Annotated in this window: 22 protein-coding genes and 1 tRNA gene; 6 read left to right on the plus strand and 17 right to left on the minus strand. The window is 31.1% G+C overall.

Annotated features, from left to right (window positions below; genetic code table 11):
• Positions 1-139 precede the first annotated feature (139 nt).
• From EQ921_RS04100 to EQ921_RS04160, 14 genes are all read right to left on the minus strand, one after another.
• A complete protein-coding gene (locus EQ921_RS04100; RefSeq protein WP_128330698.1) occupies positions 140-667 on the minus strand; it encodes a hypothetical protein in 528 nt (175 codons plus the stop codon).
• A gap of 105 nt (positions 668-772) precedes the next feature.
• Positions 773-1,474 (minus strand): hypothetical protein, encoded by a 702-nt coding sequence (locus EQ921_RS04105; RefSeq protein WP_128152917.1) that lies wholly within the window; start codon positions 1,472-1,474, stop codon positions 773-775.
• Positions 1,475-1,497: 23 nt separating this feature from the next.
• Entirely contained in the window at positions 1,498-2,277 is a 780-nt protein-coding gene (locus EQ921_RS04110) for an urease accessory protein UreD (RefSeq protein ID WP_128330699.1), read from the minus strand.
• Positions 2,278-2,292: 15 nt separating this feature from the next.
• Positions 2,293-2,931: an urease accessory protein UreG gene (ureG, locus tag EQ921_RS04115; RefSeq protein ID WP_128330700.1), complete on the minus strand. Its 639-nt coding sequence runs from the start codon at positions 2,929-2,931 to the stop codon at positions 2,293-2,295.
• A gap of 36 nt (positions 2,932-2,967) precedes the next feature.
• Positions 2,968-3,654, minus strand: a complete 687-nt coding sequence (locus tag EQ921_RS04120) for an urease accessory protein UreF (RefSeq protein WP_128330701.1) — start codon at positions 3,652-3,654, stop codon at positions 2,968-2,970.
• A 3-nt stretch (positions 3,655-3,657) separates the two neighbouring features.
• On the minus strand, positions 3,658-4,170 hold the full coding sequence (gene ureE, locus EQ921_RS04125; RefSeq protein WP_128330702.1) for an urease accessory protein UreE: 513 nt from the start codon (positions 4,168-4,170) through the stop codon (positions 3,658-3,660).
• 19 nt (positions 4,171-4,189) lie between these two features.
• Positions 4,190-5,911: an urease subunit alpha gene (ureC, locus tag EQ921_RS04130; RefSeq protein ID WP_128330703.1), complete on the minus strand. Its 1,722-nt coding sequence runs from the start codon at positions 5,909-5,911 to the stop codon at positions 4,190-4,192.
• Positions 5,908-6,282 (minus strand): urease subunit beta, encoded by a 375-nt coding sequence (gene ureB / locus EQ921_RS14895; RefSeq protein WP_128152923.1) that lies wholly within the window; start codon positions 6,280-6,282, stop codon positions 5,908-5,910. The genes ureC and ureB overlap by 4 nt, the downstream gene beginning before the upstream one ends.
• Before the next feature lie 9 nt (positions 6,283-6,291).
• Positions 6,292-6,597: an urease subunit gamma gene (gene ureA, locus EQ921_RS14900; RefSeq protein WP_128152924.1), complete on the minus strand. Its 306-nt coding sequence runs from the start codon at positions 6,595-6,597 to the stop codon at positions 6,292-6,294.
• Between the two features lie 319 nt (positions 6,598-6,916).
• The gene (locus tag EQ921_RS04145; RefSeq protein WP_128330704.1) at positions 6,917-8,038 is read right to left on the minus strand and encodes a hypothetical protein; all 1,122 of its coding nucleotides are present in this window, start codon (positions 8,036-8,038) and stop codon (positions 6,917-6,919) included.
• A 458-nt stretch (positions 8,039-8,496) separates the two neighbouring features.
• Entirely contained in the window at positions 8,497-8,652 is a 156-nt protein-coding gene (locus EQ921_RS14720; protein ID WP_164875577.1) for a hypothetical protein, read from the minus strand.
• Between the two features lie 492 nt (positions 8,653-9,144).
• Entirely contained in the window at positions 9,145-9,624 is a 480-nt protein-coding gene (locus EQ921_RS04150; RefSeq protein WP_128330705.1) for a hypothetical protein, read from the minus strand.
• A 194-nt stretch (positions 9,625-9,818) separates the two neighbouring features.
• Positions 9,819-10,418, minus strand: a complete 600-nt coding sequence (locus EQ921_RS04155) for an acyl carrier protein (RefSeq protein WP_128330706.1) — start codon at positions 10,416-10,418, stop codon at positions 9,819-9,821.
• Between the two features lie 774 nt (positions 10,419-11,192).
• The gene (locus tag EQ921_RS04160) at positions 11,193-11,582 is read right to left on the minus strand and encodes a helix-turn-helix domain-containing protein (protein WP_128330707.1); all 390 of its coding nucleotides are present in this window, start codon (positions 11,580-11,582) and stop codon (positions 11,193-11,195) included.
• Between the two features lie 140 nt (positions 11,583-11,722).
• Here EQ921_RS04160 and EQ921_RS04165 point away from each other — a divergent pair, with 140 nt between their 5' ends.
• The 4 genes from EQ921_RS04165 to EQ921_RS04175 all read left to right on the plus strand — a co-directional run bounded on the left by EQ921_RS04165 (position 11,723) and on the right by EQ921_RS04175 (position 13,995).
• Entirely contained in the window at positions 11,723-12,013 is a 291-nt protein-coding gene (locus EQ921_RS04165) for a hypothetical protein (RefSeq protein WP_128330708.1), read from the plus strand.
• A gap of 233 nt (positions 12,014-12,246) precedes the next feature.
• Entirely contained in the window at positions 12,247-13,371 is a 1,125-nt protein-coding gene (locus tag EQ921_RS04170; protein WP_128330709.1) for a hypothetical protein, read from the plus strand.
• 73 nt (positions 13,372-13,444) lie between these two features.
• Positions 13,445-13,597: a hypothetical protein gene (locus tag EQ921_RS14725; RefSeq protein WP_164875578.1), complete on the plus strand. Its 153-nt coding sequence runs from the start codon at positions 13,445-13,447 to the stop codon at positions 13,595-13,597.
• Positions 13,598-13,620: 23 nt separating this feature from the next.
• Entirely contained in the window at positions 13,621-13,995 is a 375-nt protein-coding gene (locus tag EQ921_RS04175) for a hypothetical protein (RefSeq protein ID WP_128330710.1), read from the plus strand.
• Positions 13,996-14,156: 161 nt separating this feature from the next.
• On the opposite strand, the gene EQ921_RS04180 is transcribed toward EQ921_RS04175, so the two are convergent.
• On the minus strand, positions 14,157-14,561 hold the full coding sequence (locus EQ921_RS04180) for a hypothetical protein (protein WP_128330711.1): 405 nt from the start codon (positions 14,559-14,561) through the stop codon (positions 14,157-14,159).
• 360 nt (positions 14,562-14,921) lie between these two features.
• Here EQ921_RS04180 and EQ921_RS04185 point away from each other — a divergent pair, with 360 nt between their 5' ends.
• Positions 14,922-15,167 carry a hypothetical protein gene (locus EQ921_RS04185; RefSeq protein WP_128330712.1) on the plus strand — a complete coding sequence of 82 codons (246 nt, stop codon included), beginning with the start codon at positions 14,922-14,924 and terminating at the stop codon, positions 15,165-15,167.
• A 6-nt stretch (positions 15,168-15,173) separates the two neighbouring features.
• On the plus strand, positions 15,174-15,458 hold the full coding sequence (locus tag EQ921_RS04190) for a type II toxin-antitoxin system RelE/ParE family toxin (protein WP_128330713.1): 285 nt from the start codon (positions 15,174-15,176) through the stop codon (positions 15,456-15,458).
• Positions 15,459-15,651: 193 nt separating this feature from the next.
• Here EQ921_RS04190 and EQ921_RS04195 read toward each other — a convergent pair.
• Positions 15,652-15,727, minus strand: a tRNA-Met gene (locus tag EQ921_RS04195).
• A 53-nt stretch (positions 15,728-15,780) separates the two neighbouring features.
• Positions 15,781-16,926, minus strand: a complete 1,146-nt coding sequence (locus tag EQ921_RS04200) for an LOG family protein (protein ID WP_128330714.1) — start codon at positions 16,924-16,926, stop codon at positions 15,781-15,783.
• Positions 16,927-16,978: the final 52 nt, after the last annotated feature.

The following is a 16,978-nucleotide window of genomic DNA, read 5'->3' on the forward strand; positions in this document are numbered from 1 at the left end:
GTTTTTATCCCAATTTCCGATTACAAGAACAAAATTCTTGTAATTGCAAATAATTTTATTATAAAAACAAATAATATACCAGTACACTAATTGGTATATAAAATATTTCTGACACTGTTTTTTTTTACATTATTCTGATTTATAGCTCTGTAGTAGATATAGTAACTGCTTTCAGCACATTTTTATCCATGCTGTTTTTATAAAAATATAAATAATTAAATGTATTTTCATTTAGGAATATAAGAATATAATATTCAATACCTCCAACATTTTCCTTAACCCACTCAGGTTTATATTGTACTAACTTTTCCTGACATTCCTGAAACGTAGACTGATTTAATATTAATCCGTAAGATAACCCTCCTACCGGGTCTTCTACTTCGTTGGGTGCAACTATACCTACATATTGTTGTTCTTCCGGAAGGGGTACAAAAACTAATATCACACCGGAATCAAAAATCCAACGAAAAAAATAATTCTTATCTTCTTCGGAATATATCTTTTCATATTGTTCGCCATATTTAGCGGAAAGATTTTGCAAAGTGGTGGGAAAATCTATGCCTTTCTGTTGTTTTTCGGTGTTTTTACTTTCTGAAGAAGCATTTTGTGCTTGTGTAGTTGTTATTCCCAGAAAAAAAACTATAAGTAAAATAAATTTATTTTTCATAATATATGTAAATCATCAATAAGCAACAAAGCTACTTAAATCTGATTTACTTATACCTATTATTTTAAATTTGTTTATGGTAATTGAAAGTTTGATGAATGTTCCTTACCAGCCAAAAAAGATCATTCCTACCGCACAAAGTGTTACTACGGCTCCTCCTATTGCTGATGAATATCTTTCGAGAAAATCTGTCTGCAACAATGAATATCCATATAATCCTAAAAATACGATAACAAGCATTGTTAAAACTGTGGTAAATGTAAATACAGTAATGATCCAAACTATTTCATAAACAGAATGTGAAACTCCGGAATAAAAGAGTAAAGGTATAATTGGTTCACTCGGCCCCATCACAAAAATAGCAAACAAAATCCATGGAGTTACTTTAATTCTTTTGCCTGGCACTACTGTTTCTCCGTGCTTATGAGTATAGACGTATATATCGTCCCCCTCATATACATCAAAATGTTTATGTGGACGGTTAGTGTATGCTTTGTAAAGTCCCCAGATTAAATAAAATACTCCTAATATCAATAGTCCCCAGGAAGCGATTGATCCTCTTATTTCCTGAAATCCATCCAAACGGGAAATCTGCCATCCTAAAATAACACCAAGAAGTCCGATGAGGACAGAACTCAAAACATGCCCTAATCCACATAATACTGTCCAAAAGGCTGTTTTATATAAACTCCAGTTCCTGGCTTTTGACAATACGATGAAGGGTAAATAATGATCTGGACCTGAAGCTGTGTGTACCAGGCTTATCGTTATTGTTGTTACTAATAGGGAGAGTAAATCCGGACTCATATTAATGTGTTTGTTTTTTATGACTATTGATTTTCTATGTAATGTTCTAGTTTTTTGAATAAAGTATAAATTAACTCTGCTTCATTTCCTAAAATTCTGATAACAAAACCCCAATCTCCGGGTTCGGTTATACCCAATACTATTTCTTTCTCATCTTCCAGCATTTGCCGAACATGATTCATTTTTGTTTTGTTATTTTCTGAACCCGTATGTATATGCATCCAAGTGGCCTGATGGGTATAGTGTTCTAACATACCTAATGAATCTAGCTGCATAACTTCCGGCTCCATATAAAGGTTATCTTTCAAAATCAATTTGTTTTGAAAATAAATTTCAGTAAGATTTCTGAATTTTCTAAACTGAAATATTTCTCCGGAATATTTTCTTCCACAGGTTATGATTTCACTGTAGGTGAAGGTTGTATCCTGTTCTAAAAATACTCTGGTAAATGATTCATAAACTGAATTTTTATGAGGAACTACCGGATGTGGTATATAGCTAAATTGAGCTCCTGTATCCAAACAAACATCAACGGTCTGTTTAGCTCCGTTAATCATTTGAAACAATCGTTGATATGACTGTGTTTCTAAACGTAATCTGGCTTTTTTCTCCAGGTTTATTTTTATCTGATAATTATCCTGATCCAAAATTCCCGGAGAGGAACTCATCATCATAAGGGAAAGAATATTCCGTGCTTGATATCTGCTTAAATCCGCAATTTTAAACGGAGGTGTAAAGTACATATCTTTCAGATAGGACTTTCCGGCTTCGTTTCCTACCGTTATTTCTAGCTCGTTAATCATCAACAACAGGAAACTTTAATGTAATAAAGGAGGTTCGTCACTATCTTCCAGTAATGCATATTTTTTTATCCAGCCAATTACGGAATCCAGACCTTCACAGCTCATCAGATTAGTAAATACAAAAGGGGCCCCATTTCTCATTTTTCGTGAATCTCTTTCCATAACACCTAGATCTGCATGAACATATGGAGCTAAATCTATTTTATTAATGACCAGCAAATCTGACCGTGTAATGCCAGGTCCTCCTTTTCTTGGAATTTTATCCCCTTCGGCAACATCTATAACGAAAATACTAACATCCGCTAAATCGGGACTGAAAGTTGCGGACAAATTATCTCCACCGCTTTCAATAAAGATAATCTCTAAATCCGGAAAACGTTCCAGCAATTCTTCAATCGCCTCCAGATTCATACTGGCATCTTCCCGAATTGCGGTATGAGGACAGCCTCCGGTTTCTACACCAATAATCCTCTCTTTTACAAGAAGGCTGTTATGGGTTAAAAATTCTGCATCTTCCTGAGTGTAGATATCATTGGTTATCACCCCTATGCTGTAAATATCTGCCAGTTGACGAGTCAATCTCTCTAATAATGCTGTTTTCCCTGATCCCACAGGACCTGCTATTCCTATTTTAATGTATTTTCTTGGTTCCATTTTTTTAATTTACTGAATTGAGAGCTGTCAACTATTTTAAGACATATACAACCGTGAATATAAATTTTCATGCTGCATACAGCGAATATCAAGTCCTGCGTTGCAGATACCTAATAAAGATTTGTCTAAATGCAATACTTTTTCCTTCGTTTTTTCTATTATTTCCTGAAGTTTGAAAAGAATTTCCTGACCTGCCAGCTGACTTAAGGGTACTAATTTGACTGTATTTGTAATCATAGATGAGGTAGTACTGTATAAAAAAGCATGTAATGCTTCCTGAACAGGTATATTGAATTCATTAGCATATAAAGCAAAAACTACAGGGTATTGACCATCAGCCAGTTTTTTATTAATAGCTTCTCGATAGGCATTTAACAGGTCTGAACTTACTAATGGTTCGAAAACCTTAAGTGTCCGAATTCCTAATTTACGACCTGCCTGACGTATTTCCCGAGGAGTTTTAAAGGCCGTACATTCCTGATCCAGTCTAAGAATTTCCTCAAAATTATTATTTTCAGCTGCTTCGTATACCAGCCTTACAAAAAAAAGATCATTATAGAGCCAGTTATGTTCAATCATGCTTTTGATAAATTCATAGGCTGAAGTATTATCTTTTACTATATTCTGTTGAACGTATGTTTCCAGACCATTTGAATGTGAATATCCACCTATAGGCAAGGTAGGATCACACAATTGTAAAAGAATACCCAGGTATGAATTCATTTATTATTTATTTGACGACAAGTTTATTATTTTTGATAGAATGGATGTTCCTATTCCTCCTGAATGGCTATGGGGCTGCACAGTGGAGTTAAGTATACAGGTAAGTTTTTCCTTTGTTTTTTCAGGACGATATTCTTTTACCTGTAACCATCTGAATATGGGTTCTTCATAAGGTATTAGTACAGATTCTTGCTGAATAAACAGGGGAAGATGTTTATTTCCTATTTCGTAGCAAACACTCCCCATCTCTAAGAGGGTCTTTGGGACTATTTTAATTGCATCGCAAGGTAAAATATTCACGATAACAGCATTTTCAGAATCTATTTTTAAAATATCTCCTTCTTTTAATCTTAGTCCTTCTTTCAACAATCGCAGAGATATTTCTCTTCCCTGCTCGGTTTTTTTCCTAAGAATTTTCTTACCTGCTTCAAACCATTCAATATTAAAAAAATCTATATTTTTAGTATGGATATCTATATCATTACTGTTTCCTATTATTTTATCTATTATAACCATTTATATATAGAATAAGTGTTTAAAATAAAAAATAACGTTGTCCGAGTGCTACTTCTTTTAATGGTTCACAGGTAATTAGCCGACCTTCTACTTTTACTTCATAGTTTTCCGGATTTACCTCTATCTCAGGAGTTTTATCATTATGAATTAAATCCTTTTTTGAAATTGACCGGCAGTTTTTGACAGGTAGTACCATTTTTTGAAGACCGTATTTTTTAATAATTCCGTTTTCAGTGGATGCCTGAGATACAAAGGTTATGGAAGTCCGGGTCAATGCTTTTCCGTAGGCGCCAAACATATTCCTGTATAATACAGGTTGTGGTGTGGGAATGGATGCATTGGGGTCGCCCATTCTTGCAGCCACTATGCAGCCTCCTTTTATAATAATTTCGGGCTTAACTCCAAAAAAAGCAGGTTTCCATAAAACCAAATCTGCAAATTTACCCGTTTCCACGGAACCTATATATTCGGATATTCCTTGCGCTATTGCAGGATTTATCGTGTATTTAGCAATATATCTTTTGGCTCTGAAATTATCATTTCCATTTTTTTCATCTTCTGGTAAAAAACTTCTTTGTTTTTTCATCTTATCTGCTGTCTGCCAGGTTCTTATTATTACTTCTCCTACTCTCCCCATAGCCTGTGCATCCGAACTCATGATACTGAAGACCCCCATATCGTGAAGTATGTCTTCTGCAGCGATAGTTTCCGGTCTTATGCGTGAATCTGCAAATGCGACATCTTCGGGTATTTTTTTACTTAAGTGATGGCATACCATGAGCATATCTAAATGTTCATCAATGGTATTCACCGTATAAGGCCTCGTAGGATTAGTTGATGCCGGTAAAACGTTAGGATACATGGCTATTTTAATTATATCGGGAGCATGTCCACCTCCTGCTCCTTCGGTATGAAAGGTATGAATAACTCTGCCTGCTATTGCATTGACCGTATCCTCCAGAAATCCTGTTTCATTAAGTGTGTCTGTATGAATGGCTACTTGTACATCGTATTTATCTGCAACTTTTAGTGCTGCATCTATAACTGCCGGAGTAGCTCCCCAGTCTTCATGTATCTTTAAGCCTAAAGCTCCGGCTTTAACCTGCTCTTCCAACGGTTCTTCGGAAGAGCAATTACCTTTTCCGAAGAAACCTAAATTCATAGGGAAAGCTTCTGCTGACTGCAACATTTTCTCAAGATTCCATTGCCCGGGAGTAGCGGTTGTTGCATTAGTACCATCAGCCGGACCGGTTCCTCCTCCAATCATCGTTGTTACTCCGCTGTATAGCGCATGTTCAATTTGTTGAGGGCATATAAAATGTATGTGGGTATCTATTCCTCCTGCCGTAACAATCAAACCTTCTCCACCATGAACTTCTGTAGAAGCTCCTATTACCATATCCGGATGTACACCATCCATAATATCCGGATTTCCGGCCTTACCTATTGCTTTAATTTTTCCGTCTTTAATTCCTAAATCTGCTTTATAAATACCTGAATGATCTAATATGATCACATTGGTAATTAACAAATCTAAAACATGTGCTTCTCTTGTAGCGTTTGCAGACTGAGCCATACCGTCTCGAACCGTCTTCCCTCCTCCAAATTTGTTCTCGTCACCATATACAGTATAGTCTTTTTCAATTTCTATAATTAAATCCGTATCAGCCAACCGTATTTTATCTCCAACTGTCGGACCAAACATATCTGCATATTTGGCTTTGTTTATTTTTAAGCTCATTCTCGGCTGTTTTTAAATTTTTCTTCTTCCATCTTATGCATACTTTTCTTTTTTTGAGAATCTGTTGTTGTATCACCATCCACCAGATTGTTATGTCCAAAGGCATATTTACGTCCGCCATATTCTACCAGCTCAACCTTTTTTCCTTCTCCCGGTTCAAAACGTACAGCAGTCCCCGCAGCTATATTCAGACGTTTACCGAAGGCTTTTTCTCTATCAAAACTCAGGGCTTTGTTAGTTTCAAAAAAATGACAATGCGAGCCTACCTGTACCGGCCTGTCTCCGGTATTTATAATTTTCAGAATTACGGTTTCTCTGTTTTTATTACATTCAATATCACCGTCTTTAATAAAATATTCTCCTGGTATCATAATTGGATATTAATTTCTGATGGGTAAATGCACGGTCACTAATTTGGTTCCATCCGGAAAAGTTGCTTCGATCTGAATTTCAGTAATCATTTCTGCAATTCCTTCCATTACATCTTCTTTTTTTAAAAGTGTTGCTCCATATTGCATTAGTTCGGCTACGGATTTTCCGTCTCTAGCTGCTTCCAGCAAATGACTAGAAATATAAGCCACCGACTCCGGATAATTAAGTTTTAAACCTCTACTTTTTCTCTTATATGCCAATTCTCCTGCCAGATGCAACAGTAATTTTTCTGTTTCTTTGCTTGTAAGCCGCATATTAATTTATATTATTATTACAAACAAATTTAAACATTATTCCCAAATTGTAAAATAAAAAAAATTAGAATTTTATTAAAAATAATTTTTAACCCCTAAAAAAATAAGGGTAGTCATTATTTATTTAATTAAAAAAATAAATATCAATACTATTTTTATAAAAAACAAATATTGATATTTATTAATATGATTAAAAAAAGACAACTATTTAAGCAAATAACAATTTAACTAACTTTTACATTTTTAATAATTATTCTATTAAAATTGATATTTTTTCTTGCCATATTTGGTTATGCTTCTTATTACTATATTTTATATTTTAATTACCTATTTTAAATATCAGTACCTGAGTAGATTTTTGCATTAATGACATTCCGGTTCCTGAACAATTTCCGGACTGCCCCCTCCCTAGTTGTACCATCCATGTTACATTAGCATTTATCTGAGATGCATAGATAATACTTCCTCCGTGATTTGATAAATTTCCTTGATTATGAGAAGCTGTACTATGTATTCTAGTGGTGGTACTTTCCGAAGGAAAGTCTACGAAATAAGAGCTGATAGTACAGTTAGTACTATTATGAACAGCTTCATAGGTAAAAATAATCTGATATGTACCGGCAGGAAAGGTTACTGTATAGGTTGATGCATCATAAGTCATACCAGGAATCGTATTTTTAATTATCGACATAGGAACCGTCTGCTTACTTCCGGAAGTTGCCGTACTTAAAAAGTCATTTTGAGTTGTTTCAAGCCGTAAGATTGCCGGCGAAGGAATGGAAAGATCTGCTATTGTTCCTATGTTTTTAACATTTCCGGAAGTGTCAATGGTTAATAACTGATTCGTAGTTACATCGCCTTTCTGAACCCCTGTAAGCCTCAATGGATTGGAAGTTGCAGTAACGTGTAAAGCATTAGCCGGACTTGCTGTCCCTATTCCTACCCGTTTGTTTGCTGCATCTATCGAAAATGTGGTTCCGTTTACCGAAAAAGCGTTGGTCGTTGTACCTCCTGCAAAAGCTAATGTGTTACTTCCTAATGTTACTGTCCTGCTAGCTGAAAGAGAGCCATCCGTATTGTAAATATTCTGCCCCAAGCTGTTATTATTGGTAGGATTGTATAATTTCACCCAAGCCGTTCCATTGTAATAATAGTAGCCTACAGCATCTATGTTAGCTGCTAATCCGGTCTGTGTTCCTGTAGAAACGCTGTTAATATAAACCATGGTTGAAACCGGAGGATTTGACATACTCTGCGCACGCAGCCTGTCTATACGCGGAACTAAGAGTCCATCTACTCCCGTACTACTACCTGAAACATTTTTTGCGACAATATCAAGAGTAGATGCTGGCGTCTGTGTATTCACTCCTACTTGTGATGCTAAAGGATTATTAGTCGTCAACAACCCGATACAAAGCACACCTGTTAGTTGTTTATTCATTTTTATCAGTTTTATGTGTTAATTATAATACAAATATAATATTCGAAATTAAATAATAAATAAAAACATAAAATAAATTATTTAAATATATTAATGTTTATTATTAATATTATTTAATTATTATTAGGGATAATATAATCTTATATATTTATTTTAAATCAGATAAAATGAAGGGATTATAGTAATAATTTGTAAGTATGTATTTAAATTTTATTTTTTTATACCTAATTGCAATGTGCTGAATGCTATTGTAAAAAATTAAGCTGGGTTTTAAATCCGAGCCGAAATTAAGTTCAATTATAATCTGCAATTTCTAATATTGAATATTTTATTGCTTTGTATTGAATAAATTATATTACAGGTTTTAATGATCATGTAAAATTGATTCTCATTACTTATAAATCATTTACTTGTTTTCTTAAAAATTGATTATCATATTTTCTTGGAAAAGGAATAGGTTACCATTTTTCTTTCCAGCCGCCCAGCAATCTATAACTATTAAATCCTAAGGCTGAAAACAAAATCTCTGCATGCTTTATCAACTCTAAACTTACTTGTTTCTGATGTAAAATAATCAGATCATTTTGTCGGTATTTTTTTTCAGGCAACACCATTGAGACTATAATTATTTTTTATGATGTGCGATACATTAATGCTGTTTTACACAATACATCAATTTCTAGTTACGGCTGACTATGAATAATAAGAAAATATTTAAAAAGAGCATAATTAGTTCCAGGATTTCCCAATTGATAAGGCAATTGTACATTTATCTTTTCTTTGCCCAAATATTTGTTGTGCCCACTCCTTTTTCCAGTATGTAAATTGTATCATAATAAAATGGTGATGAGTAACAAGGAAAATAATTTCCTGAAAGTATTCGGGCTAATAGAGTTTTTTTATCTTTAAATATAAGAAGACAATCTGTTAATTCTCCATAAAAACCCCAAGGGAAATATATCAACAATTAGCGTTTAAGAAACTATATAAAAATATACTTAAAAAGAGAATATTGAATGAGATTTACGAATCTTTACAAAGGCTCACAATCGGTAATTAATCGCACCATTTGTAAGCCTGTTTTGTAGCAAAAAAGAAAAATAGTTTTATGATTTTTGTTTACGCTTTTTACGCTCTTCTTTCTTTTTTTGTTTTTTTTCTCTTTCTATCTGGTTTTGCTTCTCTATTTCAGATACTCTATCTTGAAATAGCTTTTTTTCTTTATTTAAAGCCTCCAATTTTGAATTCAGGGAAGTAATTTTGTTATTAATTTTATCAATTTTAACCTCATTTACAGGATTATTTTCCTCTTTCAGCTCCTTTAACCGTTTTTCTTGTGTCTCAATTTTAGCATTCGTTGTTTTGATTTTCATATCAACCTTGTAAACTTTATTTTTAAAAATTTCTAAACTGGAAATTGATTGATTCCGATAATAATTTATACGGTTCATATTCGTGTTCATAAAATTTCTGTGCTGACTTACGGCCATTTGATGCATACGCATAGAAGAACTCATGGCTCCTATCTGAGAGTATACCGGTAGGGTAGACAAAATAAGAAGTAAAATTGATAACGTTTTTTTCATAGTAATTTTTATAATTAGTTAAAAATATTGAGTGTACTTAGATAAAATTTTGGCAAAAATATTAAATTAATCTATAGTAAGATTAAATTATTCTCAAACATTTATTAAGTCTCATTATGAATTACTAACAACGAATTTTAAAGCTTAGATTACTCATTTATGTTTAATTGTTCGCTCTGCTTAAACTTTATAAATCAATCAATACCTAAATCTCTTACTATTTGATACTCCAATTCTATTTCATGAATATCAATATACATTTTATCAGCTATAATACCACAAATAACCCTTTCCACTTCGTATCGGTCAGAAATTTTAGATAAATCAATTAGTTTCTTATAATTAAGAGAAATAATATAATTTATAAGAGTATGAAGAGTATAATTTCTTATTCTCTTATTCTTCTTGTACACTACTTTGCCAAAAATCTTTACTTTAACATCCTCTTCTGTAACAGGTATATAGTTTAGTATAGTGTTTTCAGGTAATTTCAGTTGTAATTTGTCTTTAATATGCTCCCAATATTCATCTAATTTTTCCTTAGGTATCAAAGATATAATTTCACTATTAATGGTTACATATTCCTCTTTCAAACCCAAGGAAACAAAAATATCTTTAAGTTTTAGAAATAGTTGTTTATATATAAAAGTATTTTCTGGGTACATGGAAAGTTTTAACCCAACTACATTTACAATGTCATTCACAGTTAACATACACATGGCTTCATTATCTGTGATTGTAATATCAAACTGTTTTTCTATATCACATATAAGTTCTATACCATCTAGTCCCATAAAAGAATTTTAAAAATTATTTCCACAAAATTAACTAAAAACTTAGGCAATCGAACTAAATTGAAATCTATGAACTGGTAAGTATAAAGCTATATGTAAAACTGGTAACTCAGAATAAAGTCTATGAGTATTTATTGATTTCTCCTAGCTGTTACGAACACTTTAATTTTAAAATAAAGAGTTGTATTAATAAGAATTATAATTTCCAAAATTCATTTGTACTTACAAATAAAATAAAATTAGTAATTAAAAAATTTTTTAATTTAAAACAAACTAAAACACAGATTTTAATCAATCATTCCATTTATTTGTTTTCCAAGATTTTGTTTTACTACTATAAATATCTGTAGATAAAAAACTACTATTGAATTCCAAGTGATATTGTTCATTACTAATTGATGAATATATTATGCCAGATTTATTTAAATTTACAGGATAAAAACCATTTATTTTTTTATAATTTTCTATCTCCTGAATCGTATGTTGACATCTATATTTTTGAATATTTTCAACTACGTTTAATGATACGATTTGAGAGATTATAAAAACAAAAATAGGAACTAAAGATTTAATGTAGAATAAACTATATTTTCTGAATTGTTTGACTATAATACAGATAAATAAAACAACAACCAAATAAATAGGTAAAATAGGTAGTAAAAAAAAGAATTCAATTATAACCAATTCATCTATAAATGGGAAAATTGTTCCTAAAATAAAAAAACAAACATTTAATAAAATAAATACTTTGTTTACTATCACTAAAGTAAATTTTTAACTTTTCTTAGACAGCTTTTCAATCAATTCTTCCCTATCTTTAAGCATTCGCTCATAAAGTTCAACAACTTTGTCAAGAGGATTAAAAGTGCAGTTATAATTAGTATTAATTCCATGATTAACAGCACTATCATTAAAAGTATTGATGTAATTTACCGTTGCTTCATCAGTCATGTTTTTAATGGCTTCTACAGGAACTTTTAAGGCTGAAGAAACTTTTTCTAGTATCTTATCATCAAGATCTTCTTTTTGTTCATAATCCGATACAGTTGCCTGACTAACACCTAAATCAAAAGCTAACGATTCTTGTTTAATTCCAAGCATTTCTCTTAGTCTTTTAATATTTCTTCCCTGGTGTACTTTCTTTGGTGCTGTATCTGTATTCATAACAAAAATGTTTTAGCAAAAATAAAAAAATAATCTGATAAAACAGACCTGTATTTTATCAATGCCTCTTATATAATAAAGGCTTCATTAGTAGCTTATAGGACAATTATGCATTCACTTTGCTAAAAAATAAACCTAGTATGAAAAAGAAAAATCCGGAATTCTGGAAAGAAGCAAAAGAATCTATGGAAACTATCCGTAAGAACAGGTATGATAAATATTACTTAACGGTAGAAATGGAAAGCTATACAGACTTAGGTTGCTTGCTTTCTGCATTAATCCGTATCTCTAAACAATCTCTCTTTTTGAAAGAAACATTGGTTGATGAAGAGATACGAACAGATATTTATAATCTTTTAGATTTTGCTAATAAGCTTATCCCCTTTCCTGAGTTAGAGTTGATGGATGAGATTAAAAATATATCAGGATAAAAATTTATATTTGTTATACCTAAGTTTTATTGAAACATGAAAGCATATAAATATCGAGAAATAGAAAGTAATTGCTTAGAAAAAGATATTAATACATTTAATCATAATCAGTTCTTCGCTCTAAAATTTAAATATTTAATTACAATTTTTTTGTTATTTTAATGTTAATTTCAATTGGTAAAAATATATTTAAAAATATGTGGCTTGAATAAAACTATTAGAATTTAGTAAAAATGAAAAGACAAATTGAATTTAAGCTAAAAAAAATTGTTGATGTATGGAATCATTTTATTTTAGAGTACAAATTTTGTAATCAAAAAATAAATTTTAATAATGAAGTTAAAACAAATTATTTGGGAGATATTTTTGGGTACTTTTTTGACACACTCCCTATTGTTTTTGAAAAAAAACAAACCAACTCTTATTCTGACACATTTTCAAATCATATAAGCTTACTTCAAAGTATTTATGTTCAACAGGATTTTATTGAAGAACTTTTGAGGATTTTCAGATGTGGAATAACAAAAGGAGATTTAAAATCTGATATAAATTATTCTTTAAACAGAGGAATAAGAAATGAATTGGTTGGACATCCAATAAGGAGATTTGAAGGAAAGCTTATTTCTTCATGTTTATTTGGTTATGGAACAGATAATGAGAAAATTTTATATCTAAAATATCATAAAGATAATAATTATAAATTTGAAAAAATGGAATATATAATTTCTGACATAATTTCAAGACATTATAACTTTTTAAACACCTACTTCGATAAAATTTTAAACAAGCTAAATCGTATATTAAAAAGTTACGATAAAGAACTTGAAAATTTGAAAGGTCTAATTGAAAAAAAAACATTTAATGATTTAATTAGAATAATTTCAATATTCTATGAATCAATATTTAAAGTTAATTTTTTATATGATAAAGAAAGTTTAGAAATTATATATGACCGAAAACATGAGCATAATAGATACATAAACTTTATAAATACTTTTTATTCTGATTTAATATGTGGAATTAAATATACACAAAATTATATACAAAATCTCTTAGAACCAAAGTCTATGATAGAAGAAAATAATATTATAGAACCTACAATTAAAATTGAAGTTATATCAACAGAACAAAATAATAGAAATGAAATTTTACCAGACTCATACCATTACGAATTAGGTAAACTAGCTACAAAACGTAATTCTGATGATTTTGCTTTTTTTAGTAGTTGTTTAAGAAAAAAGTGTTTAAACAACCCTCTAGTTATAAGCGAGTTAAATCACATGAAAAATAACTTTTATAATGATATTGAATATTACACAGCATATGAATTAATATGTACAGAACTTAATGAAAACTAAAAATTATATATAACAATCAATTCTGTTAAAAGTATTTAATGTTTTAGGTGAAAAATCTTTTTAAATTTGCGCTATGAACAAAACTATACTGATATTGCTATTTTTTGCCTTTAGCCTTTTTTCATTTTCACAGACTACTAAAACAATAGTTGATCTTGAAAAATTATCTGAGCAGGAACTCGGCAATATTTCCCAAAGTGTTTCACAAAAAGGCTGGGTTTACTGAAAGATAAGAATCATAATTATATATTGAATTGCTCCAATAAAGATTATCATTTATTTTTTTCCATTACTTGTGAAAAAGCAACTGATAGACCCGGATTTCATATTGAATTTTCTAATAACTACAGAGACGGAAGCTACGGAGGCATAGATTTTTTGAGCTCTAATGACGACCGGGAGGTACAACTACTGGTAGATGGTAAAAGTTTCCAAAATCCATTTAAAAACTATGAAGAAACACAATTTAAAAAATTTACTGAAGCTTTAAGAAATGCAAAAATTCTTACTATCCAAGTTTACGATCATGATGATTTCACTCAGGAACTTAAATTGAATCGCTCTATTGATTTTAAGCTTGAAAATGGAGATTTATTAGACTATCCGGTACAATGTAATGAATGAAATGGAAAGCAGTTTTTATAAATCAATTTAAAGTCAGATTAATTAAAAATATAATTTCAGTTTTTTGTTAACTCAGACAAGCAATCGATATTTTAATCTGTACCTATAAAACAGAAAAGCCTTAGATATACAAACTTTTCTAATATGTTTAAACAATTTAATTACACTATTCTTTCTTCAAAAACAATGGTCAATTTCTTTTTTTCATTCTCTAAAGATTTAGATAAGACTATTTTATAAGGAATTTTGTTATTAAAAACAGCTGAACATTCTAATATTCTAAACCTGTATAATTTGCCTTTTTCCAACGTAAATATCTCAGAAACTTTTTGAGTTTTATTTTCAAAACTATATCGGTTGTAAGCCCCTCCTCCAGTCAGATATTTAAAACTACATGTAATCCTGTACTTTCCTTCCTTAAGAGCATAGGCTTTGTCGTTCCAACTTGATCGAACCTGATTGATATCGTCCAATATGTATCCTTCAATATCTATATCTAAAACATCAATACATTCAATAACTGCAAATTCTTTAATATTTATTTCTGTAAAAAAATCAAAATACATTCTGATTTCTTTAAATTCTCTTGATTTAATACGAAAGAATTTTACTAACCATAAAGGGAGTAGTAATATTATAAATAAAAAAGTATAGAAAACAAGAGCCTGCATTTATAATCTATAACTAACGGTTAATTTAAAGAATAAGTTTCTGGATCAGTTAAGCTAAATTTAAATTATTTTACGGATATTTATTAACAAATGACAAAGAGATTACTAAACCGTTTTTCTTATATGAGGCGTAAAGAAAGCTTAAATCGAAGACATTCAGGTTATAATTCTCTATTTTTTATTTGAAAAGAATTGTTCTTTTTACTTGTAACCTATATGGTAATTATACGTATATTTACTGTAAATATTACAGGTATGTTACAACAAGATAAAATACGAAAAGAGGTTTCTCTGGATAATCAAACTTTAGCTCTGCTTCAAATTCAGGCTGAAAAAGAAGGAAGAAAACTAAAGAATTATCTTGAACATATACTTAAACAAAAAGCAAATGAGTTTGAGCTTAGTGATGAATATAAAACTTTAATGGATGAAATATTAGCTAAGCATGAGAAAGGAGAAGTAAACTATACTTCATGGGATAGTTTCAAGAAAAGTCTGTAAAAACTAATGAAAAAATCCTATGTAATTCACCTATCAGAACAAGCTCAAACAAACATTAATAAATTTTCTAAATATTATCAGGATATTTCTGAATCTCTGAAAACACGATTTATTAATGAATTAGTAAAATGTATTGATTTGCTTAAAGAAAATCCTTTACATCATCAAATCAGATACAGGAATATCCGCATTGCTTTTACCTCTACTTTCCCTTATGGGATTCATTTTATTATTGAAAATAAGAATATTTATATTTTGGATATTCTGCATACTAGACAGTTCTTTCAATAATTTTTACGCTTATTTTTAGTTTTACATGAAAAATAATTATTGCAGGTGAATACTTAAACTTACTAATACATTCTTTGTTATTTAATATAAACTCTTTAAACCTACTATAAGCTATTATTAGAAACAAAGAAAAATATTTTTTTGTAAAAAGTAGCCCATAAAAAAAGAGAATCAATTTCTTGATTCTCTTACTTGGTAGCGGGAACAGGACTCGAACCTGTGACCTTCGGGTTATGAGCCCGACGAGCTACCTACTGCTCCATCCCGCGTTGTTATTTCGATTGCAAATATACGACTATTTTCTAACCATGCAAATAAATTATCACTTTTTTTTCGGTGGATGTGCTTTTATATACTCCAAAACCTCTTCAGGATGGTCGGTAAGAAAAAGTAAATTCTTATATTCCATACCTTTAGCTAGCTGATGCAAGGTTGAATAAAGAGAAGTATCTTCTACGTATCTTTTTTTACCAAAAAAGACCATGGGGCTATAATAGCCATAAGTTCCGTAATGATTCTGGGTGGCTTCCTGAAAAATTTCCTGAGTAGTTCCGGCACTACCCGGTGCATATACCACACCGTACAAACATACCGCCAAAAGAATATCTTCCCGTATACTATTAGAAAAATATTTGGCAATATGTGAAGCAAATACATTGCTGGGCTCATGCCCGTAAAACCAGGTAGGAATAGCCAGGTTTCCGTTTCCTTCAGGATATAGCTCTAAAACTCTAAGTGCTTGTTCCAGATAATTTTCTGCCAGATATTCCGGCTGTTCAGGGTTTGTTTTCTTTACATCCGAAAGAATAGCCAAAGCCTTATAAAAATCGGCTTCGGGATAATTAGCCATATAAGCTCCGAAATTTGCAGCTTCCATAATTCCGGGACCTCCTCCGGTAACGATATAATAACCGCTTTCTGCAAGCAGGCGGGCTGCTTTAACAGTCTTAATATAAAATTCGGAAGTACGGTCCATACTATGCCCTCCCATGAAGCCTACGGCCTTCTTTTCAGTCATTCCCTCATCATCAAACAATAAAAGCTCTCTGAGGCTGCTGTCTATACTATAATCATGAATTCTTTGCGCCAATGCGTCATCCATTGGCGGGTTAAAACGGGTAGTATTAAAATGGATATAAATTTTTTCATCGCAGGTCAAAGTTTCTTCGTCTTCTTTAGCCATCAGTTCTTTCCATGTATATAGCGACCGACGGGCCGGTTTATATGGCAACGACTTAAACTTCGGGTAAACAAAAACTCCCTGCATTACCAAAAACACAAAATCTTCCTGCGGCAGTTCACAATTTATAAAAATGGTATTTTTGAAAGTATAGATTTTCCAGTCAACCGGAAAGTTGACAAAATTTATATTCTGAACAACTATATCTTTAAAATAGATACTTTTAGAAATGTAATTCTTAAATTCACCTTCTGACTTTATAAAGTTTTTAAACCTTTTGATACTCATAGCAGTCTTATATATTTATGATAAAAAAATCAGTCGATAGGACTGATTTTAT

The organism is Apibacter sp. HY039 (assembly GCF_004023655.1).
Classification (GTDB): domain Bacteria; phylum Bacteroidota; class Bacteroidia; order Flavobacteriales; family Weeksellaceae; genus Apibacter; species Apibacter raozihei.

Coding starts and splice junctions, on each gene's coding strand:
- EQ921_RS04100 (WP_128330698.1), bottom strand. CDS start 667: ATGAAAAATAAATTTATTTTACTTATAGTTTTTTTTCTGGGAATAACA.
- EQ921_RS04105 (WP_128152917.1), bottom strand. CDS start 1,474: ATGAGTCCGGATTTACTCTCCCTATTAGTAACAACAATAACGATAAGC.
- EQ921_RS04110 (WP_128330699.1), bottom strand. CDS start 2,277: ATGATTAACGAGCTAGAAATAACGGTAGGAAACGAAGCCGGAAAGTCC.
- ureG (WP_128330700.1), bottom strand. CDS start 2,931: ATGGAACCAAGAAAATACATTAAAATAGGAATAGCAGGTCCTGTGGGA.
- EQ921_RS04120 (WP_128330701.1), bottom strand. CDS start 3,654: ATGAATTCATACCTGGGTATTCTTTTACAATTGTGTGATCCTACCTTG.
- ureE (WP_128330702.1), bottom strand. CDS start 4,170: ATGGTTATAATAGATAAAATAATAGGAAACAGTAATGATATAGATATC.
- ureC (WP_128330703.1), bottom strand. CDS start 5,911: ATGAGCTTAAAAATAAACAAAGCCAAATATGCAGATATGTTTGGTCCG.
- ureB (WP_128152923.1), bottom strand. CDS start 6,282: ATGATACCAGGAGAATATTTTATTAAAGACGGTGATATTGAATGTAAT.
- ureA (WP_128152924.1), bottom strand. CDS start 6,597: ATGCGGCTTACAAGCAAAGAAACAGAAAAATTACTGTTGCATCTGGCA.
- EQ921_RS04145 (WP_128330704.1), bottom strand. CDS start 8,038: ATGAATAAACAACTAACAGGTGTGCTTTGTATCGGGTTGTTGACGACT.
- EQ921_RS14720 (WP_164875577.1), bottom strand. CDS start 8,652: ATGGTGTTGCCTGAAAAAAAATACCGACAAAATGATCTGATTATTTTA.
- EQ921_RS04150 (WP_128330705.1), bottom strand. CDS start 9,624: ATGAAAAAAACGTTATCAATTTTACTTCTTATTTTGTCTACCCTACCG.
- EQ921_RS04155 (WP_128330706.1), bottom strand. CDS start 10,418: ATGGGACTAGATGGTATAGAACTTATATGTGATATAGAAAAACAGTTT.
- EQ921_RS04160 (WP_128330707.1), bottom strand. CDS start 11,582: ATGAATACAGATACAGCACCAAAGAAAGTACACCAGGGAAGAAATATT.
- EQ921_RS04165 (WP_128330708.1), top strand. CDS start 11,723: ATGAAAAAGAAAAATCCGGAATTCTGGAAAGAAGCAAAAGAATCTATG.
- EQ921_RS04170 (WP_128330709.1), top strand. CDS start 12,247: ATGAAAAGACAAATTGAATTTAAGCTAAAAAAAATTGTTGATGTATGG.
- EQ921_RS14725 (WP_164875578.1), top strand. CDS start 13,445: ATGAACAAAACTATACTGATATTGCTATTTTTTGCCTTTAGCCTTTTT.
- EQ921_RS04180 (WP_128330711.1), bottom strand. CDS start 14,561: ATGTATTTTGATTTTTTTACAGAAATAAATATTAAAGAATTTGCAGTT.
- EQ921_RS04185 (WP_128330712.1), top strand. CDS start 14,922: ATGTTACAACAAGATAAAATACGAAAAGAGGTTTCTCTGGATAATCAA.
- EQ921_RS04190 (WP_128330713.1), top strand. CDS start 15,174: ATGAAAAAATCCTATGTAATTCACCTATCAGAACAAGCTCAAACAAAC.
- EQ921_RS04200 (WP_128330714.1), bottom strand. CDS start 16,926: ATGAGTATCAAAAGGTTTAAAAACTTTATAAAGTCAGAAGGTGAATTT.